Source organism: Paenibacillus sp. FSL R7-0198, from assembly GCF_038000415.1.
Taxonomy (GTDB): domain Bacteria; phylum Bacillota; class Bacilli; order Paenibacillales; family Paenibacillaceae; genus Paenibacillus.
Genome location: NZ_JBBOCB010000001.1, coordinates 230,099 through 249,589, shown reverse-complemented (window position 1 = coordinate 249,589; position 19,491 = coordinate 230,099). Strand labels below are relative to the sequence as shown.

Here is a 19,491-nt window from a genome sequence, read left to right as displayed (position 1 = left end):
TTCAACTTAATTTATATTTGCATATAATGATATGCTTATATATCGATCAAAAATTAATTACATACTGAAGTAAAGTTTTCTTTATTTAACGATTTAAGAATAGTTGCTGTATCTGGCATCAATTCCAGGACAGATTTAATATAGGGTGTATTCTCTACATTTAAAGAGTAGTATACCCACTGACCACGTTTATTTTCTTTAACCAGACCTTGATCCTTCAGCTTGCGCAAATGTTGACTAATTCCAGGTTGTGACATGTCTAAAATCTCTACAAATTCACACACGCACCATTCACGTTCTTTGAGGAGTGTAAGGATCGTAAGGCGTGTTTTATCACCCAACAATTTAAGCTTATCCGCTACCTCTTGCATAGAATCCATAGCACTTCCTCCTTCAACAACATATAAGTGTATGCTTATATTATAATAGCAAAAAAATGAAGTCAATGTTTACTTCATGATTAAGCCCAAAAAGCGTTGGTTCGAATTCGAATCAACGCTTTTTGGAATTTATGATCATTTTTTAAATAAACAGATTATGATTTGCTTGTGATGCTTGTCCAAGATAATAACCTACACCACCAATTTTGACTTGGTCTATTAATTCTTCACGTTGGATACCCATTAAATCCATGGACATCTGGCAGGCAACAATCTCTACTCCTTGAGCAATTGCGCTCTCTATCAATTCTTCCAACGAAGGTACATGATGTTTTTTCATCAAACCACGGATCATCTTCGGGCCTGCTCCGAGCATATTCATTTTGGACATGCCAAGCTTCTGGCTACCGCGAGGTAACATCATATCAAACATACGGCCGATCATGGTTTTGGATAACTTCTGCGGTTGCGGCTTACGAATGATACTCAATCCCCAAAATGTGAAAAACAGGGTTACTTTCCGTCCACTCGCTGCTGCCCCATTTGCAATAATGAGTGAGGCGATCGCTTTATCTAGATCACCACTGAAGACAACCATCGTGCTGGCAGGATCACTGATGGGGGAATCCGATACGGGTTGTGCTGTATTTTTAACAATGACGGACTCAATGGTACCGCCTTTCATTCTTTCCAACTGCAAGATTGTGGAACCCGACATCGTGGCCCATGCTTTGACATCTTCATAGAAGCCTGGATCGGAAGCTTTCACGCGAAGGGTTTCCCCGTTCGAGAGTTGATCCATTTTCTGCTTCACTTGTATTAGCGGACCAGGACAACTTAATCCGCATACATTCAAGTCATGATCAATACGTTGCGGCTGTGTTGAGTCAGTGGGAATAGACTTTTTTTCCTTAACGTCCACCGCAGGATCATGATGATCTTGTTTTGCAGCAGTAAAAGGAGCAGGCTTAAACTGGGCTTGACGGTATGTTTTATAACCACCACTCAAGTTTTTCGCGCTAAAACCATGCTGGCGCAAAATTTGCGAAGCGGTGTAACCACGTAAGCCGACTTGACAGTATAGCCAGATTTCTTTGGATGGGTCTAATTCATCTAACCGTTGACGAAGCTCATCAACTGGAATAGAGAGTGAACCCGGAATATGACCATTTTGATGCTCAATTTCACTGCGAACATCCAGAAGTATCGACTGCTCCGGCTGACGATCAGCCAGTTGATTATAGGTGAAGGTCTGAACACGTCCAGTGATCATATTCTCTGCTGCATATCCAGCCATATTTACGGGATCTTTGGCAGAAGAAAATGGTGGCGCGTAACTCAGTTCAAGTTCTGTCAAATCCCGGACATGTCCTCCAAAATGAATGGCTACACCAATGTCATCAATTCGTTTATCCACTCCATCATAACCGACTGCTTGTGCGCCTAAAATTTTACCTTCCGGAGTAAACAGCAGTTTAAGCGTAATTGCGCTCGAACCAGGATAATACGATGCATGAGAAGCAGGGTGTACGATAACGGTTTGATATTCCACTCCGAGACGTTGTAGTGTTTTCTCATTACTGCCTGTTGTGGCTGCGGTCATTCCAAAGACTTTGATAATGGACGTACCTTGTGTTCCTTTATAGGTAGAAGGAAGCCCTGCGATACGGTCAGCAACAATACGACCTTGTTTGTTGGCAGGTCCGGCAAGTGGAATCGTTGCCTTCGTACCATGAATGGTTTCCGTAACTTCGATGGCATCCCCAACAGCATAGATATGTGGCACACTGCTTTCCAAAGCTTCATTTACGATAATATGTCCACGTGCACCCAGCGAAACGCCGCTATCTTTCAAAAAATAGGTGTCTGGCGTTACGCCTATCGCAAGAATAACCATGTCAGCAGTCAGCGTATGACCATCCGCAAGTTCAACTCCTATGCCCTGCTCTAGGGAATGGAATCCCTGAACACGCTTGGAAAACAGCAGGTTTACACCATGATTCTCCATTTCCTGTGCCAATGCGGCTGCTAACTCGGGATCATATGGTGTGAGTACTTGTGCGTTCCCCTCAATAAGCGTTACATCCAGACCAGCTTCCTTTAGATTCTCAGCCATTTCTACGCCGATAAATCCACCGCCTATGACGATCGAAGACTTGTTGTTAGAAGAACTTACCTGTTCTTTGATCCGATCGATGTCTGGAATACTTCGTACGGTATAAATTAGTGGATTGTCCTTACCCGGCAGATCGGGAATCATCGGTTTTGCACCTGGTGACAATATCAACTCGTCATAGCTTTCTTCATATGCACCGCGCTCCTGGGATTGTATCTTAACCACTCGCTTCTGCGAATCAATAGCTACGACCTCACTTCTTGTACGCACATCGATACGAAAGCGATCTGCCATCCCTTTTGGCGTCTGCACCAGCAGACGCTCTCGATCATCGATTGTGCCACCTATATAATAAGGTAAACCACAATTGGCAAATGAGATATAGGGTCCCTTCTCAAAGATAATAATCTCGGCATGTTCATCCAGACGGCGAAGACGTGCAGCTGCAGAAGCACCTCCAGCTACACCGCCAACAATAAGTACTTTTTTGCTCATGATTCACAATCATCCTTTTCAAATAAAGTTTTAATAATCTGTTCAACCCGTTGATCGGCAAGCACATAGTTCACTTCAAGTCCATTTCGCTCCGTAGCAACAATACCTGCACTACGAAGCTTTTGGAGGTGTTGTGAGACTGTTGATTGGGGAAGATCCAGACATTCCTGCATATAAGAGACATTACATTTTTTTTTCATCATCAGTCCCCGAACAATGCATAAACGAATGGGGTGAGACAAAGCTTTCAGCAGATTAGCTGGTTCATCGAACTGTTTAATGTTATTGCTGTCAAAAGCGGGAGTGTTCAAAAGTATTCCTCCTAAATCGTTATATCGTAATAATACGATTTATTGATTTGCCTGTCAAATGTATTCTGGAATTAATGCGTTCAATAAGTCGCATACCCTCTCAACCCTACGGTTTTGGCTGGTTTCAGGTGGAAGATAAAAATGATAAAAATGCCTGCAAAAACCGCTAAAAGCGACATTTGACAGGCATTCATGTTGTATCAGGCCTTTATAGATAGCGATTTAATTAAACGTCTTATATTAGAGTATAACAGGCTGGATCAGTCCGTCCTTACCAAACAGAAGTGGGTTCATACATATTTCGCGGTGATATCCCTTACCGGAGGAAAATCTGGATAGTGGCGTGACAAAACGGTGATAGGCAATCTGGTATTGACCCGTTTCGGAATTATTAAATATACAGTGATGACCTGTACCCAGCATGCCCTTCTCGACATTTTTGCTCAGAATCGGGTATCGATAGGTAACAGGACCGTACAATTGCTCTGACGTACCGTAATTCACATGATAGTCTTCACTACCTGTATCGTCACAGGACCACGTAAAATGGTATAGTCCCCCCTGCTTTAACACAGTTACCGCCTCACGAAAATCATGCAAGCCCACCAGGTTGCTCATTGTGTCCTCCACGACACTTATCATGTCTTCACCGAGCTCCACAATGGCAGCATGTCCATTGCCAAATAACAGATACGGTTTTCCATTATCATCGACATAGATAGAGGGATCAATCGCTTGTCCCATGGTAATGCCCAGACGTTTCAACTGCTCCATTGTGATTAAAGGCTGCGACTCGGCCAGGAATGGACCAATCGGTGTATCTGCTACAGCAACGCCAATGGCACTCTCTCCGTTCCGCATTTTGCCACAGAAATAAAAATAGAACTTTCCGTTTCGGCTGGCAATTGCCGGCGCCCAGGCATTACCGGTTGCCCAGGCAACATCCTCTGTTCCCAGATCAAGGATCACGCCTTCGTCTCTCCAATGCTTCAGGTCTGAAGAAGAAAACACCTTAAACTGTGTACCCGACCACCCCTCGAAACCATCAGTCGTCGGATACATATAGTAACGATCCCCAAACTGTGCGACATCAGGATCGGCATATTGTCCAGGAAGCACCAGATGACCATCCCCGAAAGCAGCGAGAAGCCGGCTGCACTCCTCAGCTGTGATTGGCAGGACACTTCCATGACGCTTTTGATTCGTTCCCATATCAAAATCATCATCAGGGACGATTCGGAATTCTCCGCTTCCCAGATCTGTAGTCAACAAAGGAAGATAACCCTTGCCTTCAGCAAATCGATCAACAATCAGGCACCATTCCTCCCGGTCATTGAATTTAAAGATTTGAGGTCCCTCCACACCTGCCACAGCCTCCAGTACTGGGGATTGCAGCGTAACAAACGCCCCTTTGTCCAGAGAGTCACCTTTTTCTACCCTTATGTTTTTGGTTGTTTCATCCTTGGAGTATCGATAGTAAGAGCCAGCTGAAGGAAGAATCGTTGTATCAATAATATGATTATCCCGTTCAATGTATTTTTCCGATGCCGAGAACGTACGAAAGTCTTTTGTACGAGCGCTGTATATTTTTTGTTTTCGTTCTTGCTCCTGAGGTTCCTGCGTCGCAGAAGCCCAGAATACGAGAAACTCATCCGTTATTTCATCATACACAGCTTCAGGTGCCCAGACACATCCAGCCCCTTCAACACCTAGTGTGACGTTCCATGGGGATGACCAGTTCACGAGATTGCTGGATTCCCATACAATTACGTCACGGCTCCCGGCATTAACGGCATGAGTCCATCCTTTACCGCTTGCGATGCGGAGATCCGTTGCAATCAGATAAAATTTATTTTCCTTGACGGAACGAATCAGAAACGGGTCCCTTACCCCCTTTTCTCCAAGGTCGGAAAACAGCACAGGTGAGCCGCCATTAAGGTCCTTCCAGTGAAGACCATCCTCGCTATAAGAGAAATAAACCTGCTCTCCGTCTGGTTGTTCGCCAATAAAATGTACAAAGAGATACCCATCATAATTTGGAGTTGTTTTGGTCAATGGTAAAGAGCCTCCTGAAAATGAAATTGTTCTTATACTAACAGTAATATAAAAATGAGAGCGTTCTACTTATGTTGTATCATACTTCAAAAATAGCGGAATGAGTATATTTTTGTAATCTCGTATGCTGCAAAGAATTAACACAACGCCTTTATTTTACCTTAGGTATACAAAATTCTTGGTTTTCATTTACAATTAAATGCTAATCTTCTTAATGATGAACAAATGAATATAGATTCATGCATTCATTTTTGTTGTTGAGACATTATGAGGAGGAATCATTGTGAAATTATCCAAAAGAGTATTACCAGCGGTAGCGCTGACTCTGGCTGTATCGGCTTCTACTCTCTTGTCTGCCGGACAAGCAAGTGCCGTTCAAGCTGTAAGTGTGGAGAAAAAACAAATCAAGAACATCATCTTCCTCATTGGGGATGGCATGGGGACCTCTTATACTTCCGCCTACCGTTATATGAAAGATGATCCTTCAACCAAGGGCATGGACAAAACCGTATTTGACCCTTATCTGGTTGGAGCACAAATGACCTATCCGGATGATGATAAACAAAATGTGACGGATTCCGCTTCCGCAGCAACGGCCATGTCGGCAGGTGTAAAAACCTACAATGCGGCCATTGCGGTTGACCCTGAGCAGAAGGAAGTCAAAACCGTACTTGAGCAGGCAAAAGAAAACGGCAAGTCCACCGGACTCGTGGCTACGTCGGAGATCACTCATGCCACACCAGCTGCATTTGGTGCCCATGATATCAGTCGAAAAAATATGGATGCAATTGCGGACGATTATTATGATGAGTTGATTAATGGCAAGCATAAGGTGGATGTACTTCTTGGTGGAGGTAAATCCAATTTTGTACGCGAGGGTCGTGACCTGACGAAGGAGTTCCAAAAGGCAGGATTCAGCTATGTCACAGATCGTTCCTCTCTCCTTGCGGATAAGAATCAACAAGTTCTTGGACTGTTTGCGGACGGAGGACTGGACAAGTTGATTGATCGTAGTGCTGCAACTCCATCATTGGCTGAGATGACCAATACAGCGATTGATCGTCTCAGTTCGAACGACAAAGGATTCTTTTTAATGGTCGAAGGTAGCCAGATCGACTGGGCAGGACATGATAATGATATCGTTGGCGCAATGAGTGAAATGGAAGATTTCGCAGCAGCATTTCAGGCAGCTATTGATTTTGCCAAAAAAGACGGTGAAACACTTGTTGTAGCTACTGCCGACCACTCCACGGGCGGACTTACGCTCGGAAAAGACGGAGAGTATAACTTCTTCGTAGACCCGATCAAAGCTGCACTGCGTACGCCTGACTTCATGGCAGCACAAATTGCAAAAGGTGCTTCGGTTGAAGAAACACTGAAAAGTTATCTGAAACTGGAGTTGAAGCCGGAAGAGATTCAATCGGTGAAAGAAGCAGCTAAAAGTGCGGACGTAACAAAGATTGATAATGCCATTGAAGCAATTATTGATAACCGTTCATATACGGGCTGGACAACAGGTGGTCACACAGGTGAAGATGTTCCGGTCTATGCCTACGGCCCTGCAAGTCATCGCTTCGCCGGTTTGATTGATAACACAGATAATGCCAAGATCATATTTGATATTCTCAGCAAGCATCAGTAATTCGATAATAATTCAATATTTTAGGATCAACCCTTCTCTTCTTTCATTCTTAGAGAAGGGTTTTTTTTCATTTCTGAGGTTGTCACTCTACATCAAATGAAACAAAACAACATGATCCGTTATAATTAAAAAAAAGATATAAAAATGAAAGCGGTTGATAAACCATGAAACATTACATGAAGCAGATGCTTGTCACTAATCTGGACCGTACACTGCCGATCTATTTGGAACAAACCGGTTATAACGAATGGCAAGAAGAATTTGATAGACCTGATGGCTATCATTGTTATCACTGGCTGCAAACGACAGGCGGTGAAGGGCAATTCGAATGTGCGGGGAACACGATGACACTTGGGCCTAACCAGGGAATTCTATTGCCACCTCATGTTCCGCACCGTTATTACACATCGTCACATCCCTGGTCTACTTGGTACATCACATTTAGTGGTGATTTAGCCCCTACGATCATCTCTTCTCTGGGATTGGCCACATCCAAGGTCATTCGTTGGGAAGGCGATTCCAGGCTATCGAGAATTCATAACACTACCAGCCGATTGGCGAGGCGGCAGTCCGAATTCAGCGGAATGGACAGCTCCACGTTTGTGTATCGATTTCTAATGGATCTGAAACGTTACGGACAAGTGGACAACCAACGCTCTTATTCCCAACAATCCTCGCGACTGGCACCCTTGATTCGATTCATGGAGGAGCATTTTCATGATGCCTCAATCGGCTTGGCTGATCTGTCGGAATATGCAGGCTTAAGCTCGCAGCGGCTAAACTACTTGTTTCGCATGACGACTGGAATGAGCCCTTATCAATATCTGATTCAACTGCGAATTCAGAAAGCGAAGGAACACTTAATGAACAACAAACATATGACCATCAAAACCGTTGCTTCTCTCGTGGGATTTCTGGATGTGAGCCATTTTGTCTCTACCTTCCGAAAATTTGAGAATATTACGCCTCAACGTTTTCGTGAACTTCATTAATCAGTTTCATTTTATTATATGAACTTCATTTTTTATTATATATATTATCCGATCATCAGCTATTAAAATAATTGATATATTTAATATTTTTATATGGCGGTGATCAGGATGTTATATGCAGGCGCTAACTACCACCCCCACGACTGGCCGCGCGAACGCTGGCAGCATGATATCGACTTGATGCGTGAAGCTTCGTTTACAATCGTTCGACTCGGACATTTATGCTGGGACAGCTTCGAGCCATCCGAAGGAAACTACACCTTTGCATGGTTTGACGAAGTCATGACCTTGTTTGAGAAAGCGGGTATTCAGGTCATTCTGGATATTGCGACCCGTCCGGCTCCGACTTGGCTGCACAGAAAGTATCCCGAAATTTCTTTGAGTGCTCCGAGCGGCCTTCGTATGGAAGCGCAAACAAGATATATGGAGGATGTCGGTCATCCAACCTTTCAAGAATACGCTTATGATTTTGCCAGAAAACTCGTCATGCGCTACCGACATCATCCGGCCCTTTATGCTTTCGGATTATGCAACGAGCTGGGCTCCGGTGCTCCATCCTATTCCAATGCGGCCCGGGACCGATTCGAGGTCTGGCTTCGTAATAAGTATGCAACGGTCGAGCAGCTTAATGAAGCTTGGACTGCACAGCGCTGGTCCCGTAAACTGAACAGCTTCAGTGATGTGGTCCTCCCGATTTCGGGACAGGTCAAAGGTGCGCCAGAACGCCTTCTGGATATGGCACGTTTTTACTCCGATGAGACGTTGGCTTATATGCAAGGATTGAGTGACATCGTGAGGGAATTAGCTCCAGACGTCAGAGAAACAACGAACCACTGGTCGGAAAATCCGGGCTACGGTTTCGATTATCTGAAGCAGTACCGGGAAATGATCGACTTGCCGGGCATTGGCTTCTATCCCGGGACCAATCCGGAAGATAAACAAGCGCTAACTGCTGCGTGTTTCTTCATGGACCATCGCATCGGTGAGTTGGATCGGCCGATCTGGTGTCTGGAATTCCAGACTGGGGACTTTGGCGGCTACGCTTCTCCACCGGGAGCGATGCGAATGTATGCGTACCTGTCTCTGATTCACAGAGCGCAGGCCGTCTGTGCCTGGACCTGGCGCACAATGCTGGGTGGCGAAGAGCAATATGTGTTTGGTCTTGTGGATCATGATGGCATACCCGGCTGGAAATATGATGAATTTGCACGTATTGCACAGGAATTCAAACGGTTGCAGGATCTGGATATGCCAAGAAAAACGAACCCGGACATTGCCATTGCTTACTCCTTCGAGACACTGAAGGTTATGGCGGGCAACCCAAGCTATTACAAGACCGACTATACGGGGCAGGTTTTGCAAGCTTACAGCGCTCTGGAACAATCCAATCTGGATTGCAACATCGTCAATCTGCGCAGCCTTCATCAAAACTACAAGCTGATTATCGTACCCGGACACGCGATCATGGATGAAGAATCGGCTGCAACACTACGGGCTTTTGTTGTACAAGGGGGTACCGTTATCATGACGGCTTATTCTGCCAAAGTCACTGCGAACAATCAGGTATTTGATACTACCCTACCTGGAGGCTTGAGTGATGTATTTGGCATCCGCTGTGGTGCATTTGTTCGAACGCGGAGCCATACCCCTTGGGAGAATGCCGGAGGTTTGGAAAAAACCGAGCTTGGCCTGGAGCGTGAGAAGCCGGTCATCGTCATGGATTCGGAAAACATTCAGCCGGATATCGATTATTATGAGATCCTTGAGCCGCGTACCGCGAGCGTCATCGCCAGTTTCACGAATACACGTGAGTCTTCCCCGGCGGTCACCTGCAATAAATATGGACAGGGTCAGGCAATCTATGTGGCCTTGCCTGCCAATACAACGTTTTTGAGTGCGCTTCTGCATCGTCTGTATCCAACACTTGGTATAGCCAAAGGTCCCGCCACACCATCTGGTGTCGTGGCTCGTCATCTGGACAACACAAATACTCTCTATGTCAACACAACAGGCAAGTCGCAGACCGTGCCCCTTCAGGAAACGGCAGTTGGTATGCTGTCAGGCCAGACCATGGTCTCTGAGTTGAAGCTTGAGCCCTATGATGCTGAAATCATTCAATTCATTTCATATTAAAGGAGATGTTACTCATGAGTCACTCTATTCAGACTCTTGCCAATATCACCCCGTCCGACCGTCAACTGGCCTGGCAGGAGCTCGAATTTTATTCATTTATTCATTTTGGGATAAATACATTTACAGATAAGGAATGGGGATTCGGTGACGAATCACCTGCCCTCTTCAACCCTACCGACTTTGATGCCATGCAATGGGTAGAGGTATGCAAATCTGCAGGAATAAAGGGTCTCATCCTAACTTGTAAACATCACGATGGTTTCTGTCTCTGGCCAAGCGCATATACGGAACATACCGTGAAGAGCAGCCCTTGGCGCGAAGGCAATGGTGATATGGTAAAGGAAGTCGCTGAGGCTTGCAGGCTGGGTGGTCTGGCATTTGGCGTATATCTATCCCCGTGGGATCGTCATGACCATCGATACGGAACCTCCGAATACAATGAATATTTCAAGCTGCAGTTGCGTGAACTGTTGACCTCCTATGGAGACATCTTCTGTGTATGGTTTGATGGTGCCTGCGGTGAAGGACCAAACGGTTTGAAACAAGTGTACGACTGGGATGGCTACTATGAAGTCATTCGCGAACTGCAGCCAGGTGCCGTTATATCCGTATGTGGTCCGGATGTGCGCTGGTGTGGAAATGAAGCAGGACATACACGGGATTCCGAGTGGAGTGTTGTTCCGGAGGAACTCAGGGATTGCGAGAAGATTCAGGAGGCTTCGCAGCATGTGGATGATGGACAGTTTGCCAAGCTTGCTAACTCTCGCGACGAAAATTTGGGTAGCCGTGATGCTGTAGCCGGAAAGCCGGTTACCTGGTACCCTGCGGAAGTTAATACTTCGATTCGGCCAGGCTGGTTCTACCACGCTGCTGAGGATGATCAGGTCAGAAGTCTTGAGAAACTTCTCGATATTTATTACAAGTCCGTTGGCGGTAATGCTACGTTTCTGCTAAATTTGCCTCCGGACCAACGCGGCAGAATTCATGAGAATGATGCCAAACGGATGCAAGAACTTGGCGATCAACTTCGCGCTACGTTTCGCCATAACCTGGCCTTCGGAGGACACGCCACTGCATCAGAATCGCTTGATGAGAAACATGATGCCACGCGTGTGCTGGACGGGGACAAAATGACGTATTGGTGCCCCAACGAAGGAACCGAACACGCCGCCATTGAGCTTGATTTATTGGAAGAGCATACGTTTGATACAATCCTGCTTCAGGAGCATATCCGTTCTGGACAGCGCATTGAGAAACTTCACATCGAATATCTGGATGGCGAGATATGGCGTGATCTGTACGACTGTACCATCGTTGGATACAAACGGATTTGCCGCTTTCTCCCTGTTCGAGGAAGGAAGCTCCGCTTGATCATTGAAGAATCCAGATGGTGTCCGACATTATCTGCTGTTGAAGTCTATTTAAGTCCTCAAGATTTGAATAAATAATAAAAAGGTCGCTTATCCTTGTTGGATAAGTGGCCTTTTTGACGTTCGGACACACACATGCCTGTTCCGAGTTTGCTAATATGCATTATATCCCATGGAGTTGGTTAACTTATACAAACCACTTGCATTGAAAGGAGAGAAATCCGATAAATGCAGTTAACGATTGGTTAAGGCAGATTGCCCACAACTACATTCTCATTGTCATTGCTGCGGTGCTCTTTTTTGCAATCAAAGCCGTCATTGGATTCTATACGTACAAGCATTATGATAAAAAATTGGATGCACTTACAGATAAGGTGGATCGTCTTCTGGAAGAGAAGACAACGGAGTGATGCGGCTTATTGTGAACTATACAAGTAACAAGCTTTGGAGGAAAATTGCATGTTAGGAAACATTTTGTTAGGTATGGTTATTCCCATTATATTGGGTGCATGGATTTTGCGTCGGAACTTTACCATCTTTATTCTATATTATCCACTTGGTGTGGCTGTAGCAGCATGCATCAACAATATCGGGTTTAATTACTTCTGGAATATCCTTCCGAATACTCATAATCAATCCTTTGCTGCTCTTCCAATGGATCTTGGAGTCTATCCAATCGCCGGCTGCCTGATGATGTATACGATTTTAGAAAAAGGTGCCAAGCCATGGTTGGCGATCCTTGTTGCATCCTTGTCGCTGACATTAATCGAATGGGTTGCCAAAATAATGGGGCATGTCATTTATTTTAATGGATGGAACATTATTTGGACCTTTTTGTCATACCTCCTGCCATTTGTTATTGCTTATGGTTACAGTAAAATATTGAGGTATACCAAGTAAAAGTGCCACTGAAGCTTTCGATTAATAGGACGGGACTGAGTATATGGGTTAACGCTGATAGGCATACATGCATATCCTAACTCATATTGGTCTTGGAGGGATTCGTAATGTATGTGTCATATCCGTATGGTTACAGGTACACTTTTACTCCGGTATGGGCAACATCATCAGCCGAAGCACTTGAATTAATCAAAACGGCTGTGCAAGGAGAACGAAACGATGAGCTGTTCTATGATTCACTGATTCAGTTGTCACCCGATGCCAATCAGGCTGCCATCATCACGAGCATCCGTAATGATGAACGAGGACATAATCAAATGTTCCGCCAAATGTACAAGGATCTGACAGGCCAGGAGATTTCGGGTGTAAGCAGTGAGCCAGTTGAGACGGTCCCCTCTTATCTTGCCGGATTGCAAAAGGCATTTCAGGGTGAATTGGCCGCCGTGGAAAAGTATAGAAAAATATGGTTTGGCCTCCCTTATGGCATATATAAAGACACGGTGTGGGGAATCATCCTGGACGAACAGAAACATGCGGATAAATATAACAATCTGATTACCTACAATTTGCCGAGATAATCTTGTATGGAATAAATAACGCGCGGATTCTTTTTAAAGATGAAAATTGAAATCAACAAAAACCAGTGAATGAGTAAAGCTCACTGGTTTTTTGCTTTGACGAGTCTCACTTTTATAAGCTTGCTATCCAATGCACTCTTTCAAAATATCAGGTTCCACATGAACGTGAACAGTGTACACGTCATGCTCCTCCATCAACTCGTTCTCCACGTCTGTACAGATATCGTGTGCTTGTTGAAGATCCAGCTCAGCATGGACTGTTATGACAACGTCTACTACAACGTTATTGCCATAGTTCCGCGCTCTCACGTCTTTAACTGTCTCTACGCTATCAATTCCGGCAATCGTTTTTTTGTACTCCTGAATCAGTTCAACATCAAAACCGTCCGTCAGATGATGTGTGGCTTCCTTGAAAATGTCCCAAGCGGTCTTGCAGATCAGGAAACCTACAATGACAGCCGTTACAGGGTCCAGCCATGGGAGGCCGAACTGGGAACCCACGATCCCAATGACCGTACCGGTGCTCACCCAGGCATCGGAAATGTTATCACGAGCTGCAGCCATGACCGCCTGACTTTTAATACGTGTAGCAAGTCTCTTGTTATAGCGATAGACCACATACATGATTACCGCGCAGAAAATGCCTGTGTACGCAGCGATGATATCCGGAGATTCACGTGTACCCTGGAACACAGAACTAACGGCTTGAAACAGCACTTGTAAACCTACTGCCATCATAATGAAAGAAGCAACAAGTGACGCAACGGTCTCTGCTCTCCAGTGACCATATGTATGATCTGTGTCGGCTGGGCGTTGGGCAAGCTTCAAACCGATCAGTACAGCTATTGAGGCCACAATATCAGTGGCATTGTTTAATCCATCCGCCTTGAGCGCTTCTGATCCGGCCATATTGCCAACGATCAGTTTTAATACGGTCAAACATATGTAGGCGATAATGCTGATGATAGCTCCGCGCTCCCCCAGCTTTAGATTATCGTATTTAAGTTGATCCACATGATATCCTCCTGCAATCTTCAATTCAAGCACGTGTATGATGGTACCATTGAAGATTTGTGTGGGTCTAGAGAAACGTTTTGAGTGTGACGAAACATAATCTGAAAGCGGCAATTTTTTTACGAGCATCCAAAAAAGTTGGATTTGGCAAACTTAAGTGATTAATGGGTGGTAAGAGGAAGGTGGCCGACTGCCTTCCCTTGTAACCACACTTTCTTGCACTTAGACATAAAGAGCCGAATGGATCGTTTTGATCCACTCGGCTCTTGGTGTTATATTGCAATCATTTGTATAACATCACTTACCGTTGTTCCACTTCCATTCATAAATCACTGCCCTTATTCAGAAAGTGTCGGTTCATCTGGTGCTTCATTGGCAAGCAGATCCGAATCATCGGAATGCCGTTCGAACATAACAGCGTCAACCCTCGTATAGATCATATCCGCAGGAAGCGTTGGCGGATCTACCGTTGTAGGCGTAACCCTGGTTAATCGGACATACTCGCTGCCGTCACCCGTAAAGTCGAACATTCCCAGATTAACCCAACCTGATGAGCCGACCGTTGCATCCATATAGATGACCTCGGTACCCGTTTTATGCTTCACTTCCACTTTGACATTATTATCGTTTCCCGTCGTATGGACAAGTTTGTAGATCGAGACCGTATATTTCCCTTCTGGAAACTCGCCTTTCCACGTGGCTGATGATCCTTGAACTGTTGAATAGCGGGATTTAACCCCAATTTTGTATCCGGCTAAATTGCTTTGGCTCCAAGACCCTTCTGTCGTGTATAACCCTGTTGTATTTGTACTATCGACGATAACCGTTAGGTCCCTGATCGTGATGGTCAAAGGCGGTGTGGTTAAGGTCACTCCGTCAATCGTGACAGTAGCCCATACCTCAATGTGATCCGTGTCTCCATCAAGATTAAGAAGGGTCAACACCCCACTGCTATTCACTTCAGCCAGATCCGTACGATCAACGAAATACTGCACATCAGCCTGTGTAAGATCACCGATCAAACCGTTATCTAAATAACCGGTTACGCTCAGTTGTGCGGTTTGAGTCATCTGCAGCTCGTTCCGATCGGACAGGATCACAGCAGACTCCAATTGCGGTATCCTGTTTGGGTCCACCCACATGATTGCATCGGCAACGACTCTGGATTTGTTGGCCTTATTGGTTAATTCCACGTACCCGCTATCGCCTGCAGCAAAAGGATAATCCCCCAGGTGCACCCAAGTACCATTCGCTGTTGTCTCATCAACTGTCACCGTTTCGGAGCCGCCGCTGTGATAAACGGTAAATGAGGCATTTGTTGCCCAATTTTCACTCGTTGCAGTTATCTGTGGAAGCTTGTAATACACACTGTAAGTGACACTTTCCGGCAGCTCAGGCCGCCATCTCATTTTGCTTGTCGCTGTGCCGGTCGTAGATTTGGCATACACATAGTTATCATAATAATAATCGTTAGCCATCGTATCCCTTATCCAGACGCCTTCTGTCTCCGCCTCCGTATTATCCACAATGATGGTTGAACTATCCTGCCCATCGGGTTGGACTGGAGTTTCCGATACCTGATCCGGCAGATAGAGTGTCCGCTTACGGGTCTGTTTCCCCTCCGATTCCACGTAATACGTAAAGGTTTGGGATAAATCATTCACCCGTATCGACCATTCCATCGGATAGATCGTATCTGGGACGCTCGTATACGTGGCCCCGCCATCCAAGGAATAATGGATTGTCGCTGGTTTTGTCGTTTTGGCCTGCACATAAGCATCATAAACCGTTTCGTCAGGCTTAACGATCAGCATGCCTTTAACCGCATCAATTGGACTGTGTGTATCAAAGAAATAACTTGCATCCGATGTATCTGCCGTTCTGACCTGATGCAGCGGTACATCAATATCAAGTCCCTCTACAATGATCGCAGTGATTCCCTTGCCTGAAACCGTAGCTTGAATGATTCCGCCACTCATAACTGCTTGCTCTGGTGTACCATTGTCGCGGATGATCGATACGGTATAATCCTGTGCCGGGTTGAATCCAATGATTTGTTCATTTAATTCAATTGGAGTCTGAACTTCATCTGAAGATGCGTTGCTTAACCCGATGTAGAATTTATCCCCGCTCTCACCCGTTATCCAATTCAATTGAGGATGGTTGGTCTTAATAATCCCCTTGGGCATCCATAGCCAAACGTCGGAGTTACCATAAAATTGACCTGGTTTATTCCCGTAAAGGTGATATTTGAACCATAAAAAATTCGTTTCAAAAACGGAAGGAAACGTAATGCTCCCGTTTGATTTCAATGATTGTTCGCTGATCAAATAATCCATCGTTTGCCCGAGTTGCCCCGGAATATGGTGATAATAGATGGATGTAGCCCCGCTTGGGCCTTCCAGAGGAAAGTCCGGTTCAAGTTGGCTAACGGCGAAGCCTTTATAATAATAACCTGGATAACTGGAATATCGTCCAATAACCGCATTATGAGCAATATCCTGCAGCAGTTTATCCCCTGTATAAAGCGACAATCTCAGCATGAATGGAGCTTCCTGAGCATTCATCCGATAATAACCGGTTGTACTTCCTGCTTCAAACGTCAGTCCGCTCGGTGAAACAAGCCAACGCTCCGCTTGAACGCCTCCGGCAATATCTTCGGGAAGCTTAAGCCTAGGATATTGAAATTTACCACTTTCCGGCCAATGGAACGACTCCGCGTAATTATATGTCTCCGGCTGAGGAATCGTAACGTTACCTTCAGGAACTGGACGAGCAACAAACATGGTTGCATACCGTTTGGCTTCCTTATAGGCGGCATCCAAGTATTTGGGATCCTGCGTTTCCTCATATAGCTCCAAGATCTCCATCCACAGCTTGCTATAATAATAAATGAACTCATTTTTACTCACATCGACAGATGCAGGCGTATCGATATGTTGCGTGATATAGCTGTCGGCTGCATCCTTCGCAGCTTGCAAATACTTCGCATCTCCAGTCATCCGATACATCATCAGGGGTTGAATGACAGGCCCCCTGTCTTTCTGATCCGGGTCACGCACAAGGTACTCTTCCTGAGCGAGTGCACCAATTCCTGCCGAAGTGCCCATCATCTGATTGACAGCGGCTACGCTTGAAACATCGAACGGCAGAGTAGCCATTTTCCATAACGAAGGCACACCGTATACTTTTTTCTGCGTTGGCGACCAACCGATACCATTTCGCGATACGCCATACTGGACGGACGGCAGTGCTCTCGTATCGTATAGCTGGTCATCTCCAGTCAAATAGTAAGCTCCCAAAAGAACCGCATTTGAGCTTGTTCGGACGCTATCTTCGTTTTCGATATCGATAAAACCCTTGGCACGGCTCCACCACCCGCTGGGTGATGGGACATAATTCACAGAGTCGTCCCCTTGCGGCTCAATTTTAAGTAGATCAATCATATTAAACATCGCGTCAGTAAGCGATTTATTTGAAACATTTTCCCGGTATGCAGAATAATCGTATTCATTGCGAAGAATATCCACGTAGGACTCATACAGATTGCTTTTTTGAGCGATTAGCCCCATATGAAATTGATAGGTACTTTCAGCCGTCATTTGTGAATAATTCCCCAACTGAGGCGCATACAGGATTGGCTGCACGCTGCCTTCGTTGTTTACCAGGCTCATGCCAAGGCGTTGTTTCGTAACGCCTCCCGTCGGTTCAAATTCAACCGGAAGCTCTTCCGAAGGTACAAATACGCCATACGTCAATGGATTTCCCGAACCATCCTTCTTCTCGACCAGGCTCATCGGAGCGCTCAGCTCTCTCAAGCTTGTTGATTCCACTGTACCTACCATTTTGGCATGTGACCTGAATCCATTTAACACTTCATTGATGCCCGAGGCGGACTCTGTTGTGAAGGACTGGTATCCAATCACGTAGTTGCCGTCGCGGCGAGGTGTGAAGGCAAAGGAAACATCGGGTTTATCCCCTGCCATGGCCCACTTCACTTCAAAATCGTAATCATTGCCATGCGTAGAATCGGTTAATATCGCCGTCTGGCTGTCGGGAAAATGGACCCCGTCGAATGTAATCCAGCGTTTGTTCATCGTATCATAGTAATTGGTTCGGCTCCCCGCATTCCCGTCCAATAAAACCCATTGTTCCTCAAGTCTTTCCGATTCATTATTGATTGGAACCCAGTTCCCTGTCTCCGTGTTTTTGTAGAACATGTCACGAACGATAGATTTACCTTCATCCCATGCTGCCTCATAAAAGGTTGCCTTGTAATTAGCATTTTCGATGCTGCCTTTCTCTGTGTAACTGAGATTCGCTAAGGTACGGCTTCTTAGCGGGGGGAGCGGTGGTGCTTGTTGACGGATATTCCCCTCGAACTTGACTGCATCAGCCCGCGTAATAATTGTACCCGTAGAAGGCTGCGTTCGAGTCAGCCTGACAAATTCGCTATCATCACCACTAAACTCATACTCCCCCAGATCCACCCATCCAACCGATGGACCTGACGAAGGTCTAAGATCCATAAACTTAACATCCGTAACCCCGTTATGAACAATCTCAATTTTCACATTACTATCTGCTTTATCCGCCCAATCCAGCTTATAGAACGATATTCTCGCCGTCCCTGCTTCCAAGCGTGGATTCCAGGTGATGCTTCTACCTACAGCGTCTGTAAATTTGGAACTGGAATTATTGTATCCCTTCACTCCTGCACTTGTCGTCCAATAAGGAGCGGAGAACCCGTTACTGACGTTGCCTGAATCAACAGTGACGACATTATCAATTGTGAGGCTCCCATCATCAATGATAATTGTCTTATGTGGCTCTTTCTGCTTTATATTCCCTTCGAACTTGACCGCATCCGCGCGCGTAAGGATCGTGTTCGTGGTGCCGGTAGACCGGGTCAATTGAACAAATTCTTCGCCAACTCCAGAAAAATAGTACTCTCCCAAATCAACCCACCCTGCTGGAGCGCCAGATGAGGGTCTTAGATCCATAAAGACTACATCCGTTGTTCCATTATGAACGATCTCAATTTTCACATTGCTATCTGCTTTATCTGCCCAGTCCAGCTTATAGAACGATATTTTCGCCGTTCCTGCTTCCAAGCGTGGATTCCATGTTATCGTTCTGCCTGCTGTACTTGTATATTTGGTGCTGGAAAGATCATACCCCTTCACCCCTGTGCTTGTAGTCCAATTTGGAGCCGAATATCCATTGTTCTCGTTACCCGCATCAGGTGTCACAACATCATTGATCTTAATGCTACCGTCATCGATGATAATGGTCTGATAAGGTAAGGTCTCCGCGTAAGCGGCCCTTATTCCGATCAGGCTGAAAGGAACTATGATCGTCAACATGAAAACGATGAAAAAAAACAGCTTCCTTTTGACCATACAATTCACAGCCTCTCCTCGTAATGATAACGCTCCCATAAATGCATTGCCTTTTGCTCGAATGATCGTAAAAAAGCACTTAATTTTATCCTTCTGCCTAAAT

The 19,491-nt window shown here is 45.4% G+C and carries 12 protein-coding genes; 6 read left to right on the top strand and 6 right to left on the bottom strand.

Annotated features, from left to right (window positions below):
* Positions 1–53: 53 nt before the first annotated feature.
* The 4 genes from MKY87_RS00960 to MKY87_RS00945 form a co-directional block, all read right to left on the bottom strand.
* On the bottom strand, positions 54–380 hold the full coding sequence (locus tag MKY87_RS00960) for an ArsR/SmtB family transcription factor (RefSeq protein ID WP_340962546.1): 327 nt from the start codon (positions 378–380) through the stop codon (positions 54–56).
* A gap of 142 nt (positions 381–522) precedes the next feature.
* Positions 523–2,991 (bottom strand): FAD-dependent oxidoreductase, encoded by a 2,469-nt coding sequence (locus MKY87_RS00955; RefSeq protein WP_340962545.1) that lies wholly within the window; start codon positions 2,989–2,991, stop codon positions 523–525.
* Complete coding sequence (locus MKY87_RS00950; RefSeq protein ID WP_036615511.1) at positions 2,988–3,302, bottom strand: ArsR/SmtB family transcription factor; 315 nt, start codon at positions 3,300–3,302, stop codon at positions 2,988–2,990. The genes MKY87_RS00955 and MKY87_RS00950 overlap by 4 nt, the downstream gene beginning before the upstream one ends.
* Before the next feature lie 240 nt (positions 3,303–3,542).
* Entirely contained in the window at positions 3,543–5,357 is a 1,815-nt protein-coding gene (locus tag MKY87_RS00945; RefSeq protein WP_340962543.1) for a family 43 glycosylhydrolase, read from the bottom strand.
* Between the two features lie 283 nt (positions 5,358–5,640).
* Here MKY87_RS00945 and MKY87_RS00940 point away from each other — a divergent pair, with 283 nt between their 5' ends.
* The 6 genes from MKY87_RS00940 to MKY87_RS00915 all read left to right on the top strand — a co-directional run bounded on the left by MKY87_RS00940 (position 5,641) and on the right by MKY87_RS00915 (position 12,972).
* On the top strand, positions 5,641–6,999 hold the full coding sequence (locus tag MKY87_RS00940; RefSeq protein WP_340962542.1) for an alkaline phosphatase: 1,359 nt from the start codon (positions 5,641–5,643) through the stop codon (positions 6,997–6,999).
* 164 nt (positions 7,000–7,163) lie between these two features.
* Entirely contained in the window at positions 7,164–7,991 is an 828-nt protein-coding gene (locus tag MKY87_RS00935; protein ID WP_339783792.1) for an AraC family transcriptional regulator, read from the top strand.
* Positions 7,992–8,099: 108 nt separating this feature from the next.
* On the top strand, positions 8,100–10,124 hold the full coding sequence (locus tag MKY87_RS00930; RefSeq protein WP_340962541.1) for a beta-galactosidase: 2,025 nt from the start codon (positions 8,100–8,102) through the stop codon (positions 10,122–10,124).
* A 14-nt stretch (positions 10,125–10,138) separates the two neighbouring features.
* Positions 10,139–11,572, top strand: a complete 1,434-nt coding sequence (locus tag MKY87_RS00925) for an alpha-L-fucosidase (protein ID WP_340962539.1) — start codon at positions 10,139–10,141, stop codon at positions 11,570–11,572.
* A gap of 381 nt (positions 11,573–11,953) precedes the next feature.
* Positions 11,954–12,394 carry a CBO0543 family protein gene (locus tag MKY87_RS00920; protein ID WP_338586856.1) on the top strand — a complete coding sequence of 147 codons (441 nt, stop codon included), beginning with the start codon at positions 11,954–11,956 and terminating at the stop codon, positions 12,392–12,394.
* A 107-nt stretch (positions 12,395–12,501) separates the two neighbouring features.
* Positions 12,502–12,972, top strand: coding sequence for a ferritin-like domain-containing protein (locus MKY87_RS00915; protein WP_340962538.1), 471 nt, complete (start codon positions 12,502–12,504; stop codon positions 12,970–12,972).
* Between the two features lie 123 nt (positions 12,973–13,095).
* Here the strand turns inward: MKY87_RS00915 and MKY87_RS00910 are convergent, their stop codons facing one another.
* Both MKY87_RS00910 and MKY87_RS00905 read right to left on the bottom strand, forming a co-directional pair.
* Positions 13,096–13,986: a cation diffusion facilitator family transporter gene (locus MKY87_RS00910; protein WP_340962537.1), complete on the bottom strand. Its 891-nt coding sequence runs from the start codon at positions 13,984–13,986 to the stop codon at positions 13,096–13,098.
* Between the two features lie 338 nt (positions 13,987–14,324).
* Positions 14,325–19,352 carry a golvesin C-terminal-like domain-containing protein gene (locus MKY87_RS00905; RefSeq protein WP_340962535.1) on the bottom strand — a complete coding sequence of 1,676 codons (5,028 nt, stop codon included), beginning with the start codon at positions 19,350–19,352 and terminating at the stop codon, positions 14,325–14,327.
* Positions 19,353–19,491 lie beyond the last annotated feature (139 nt).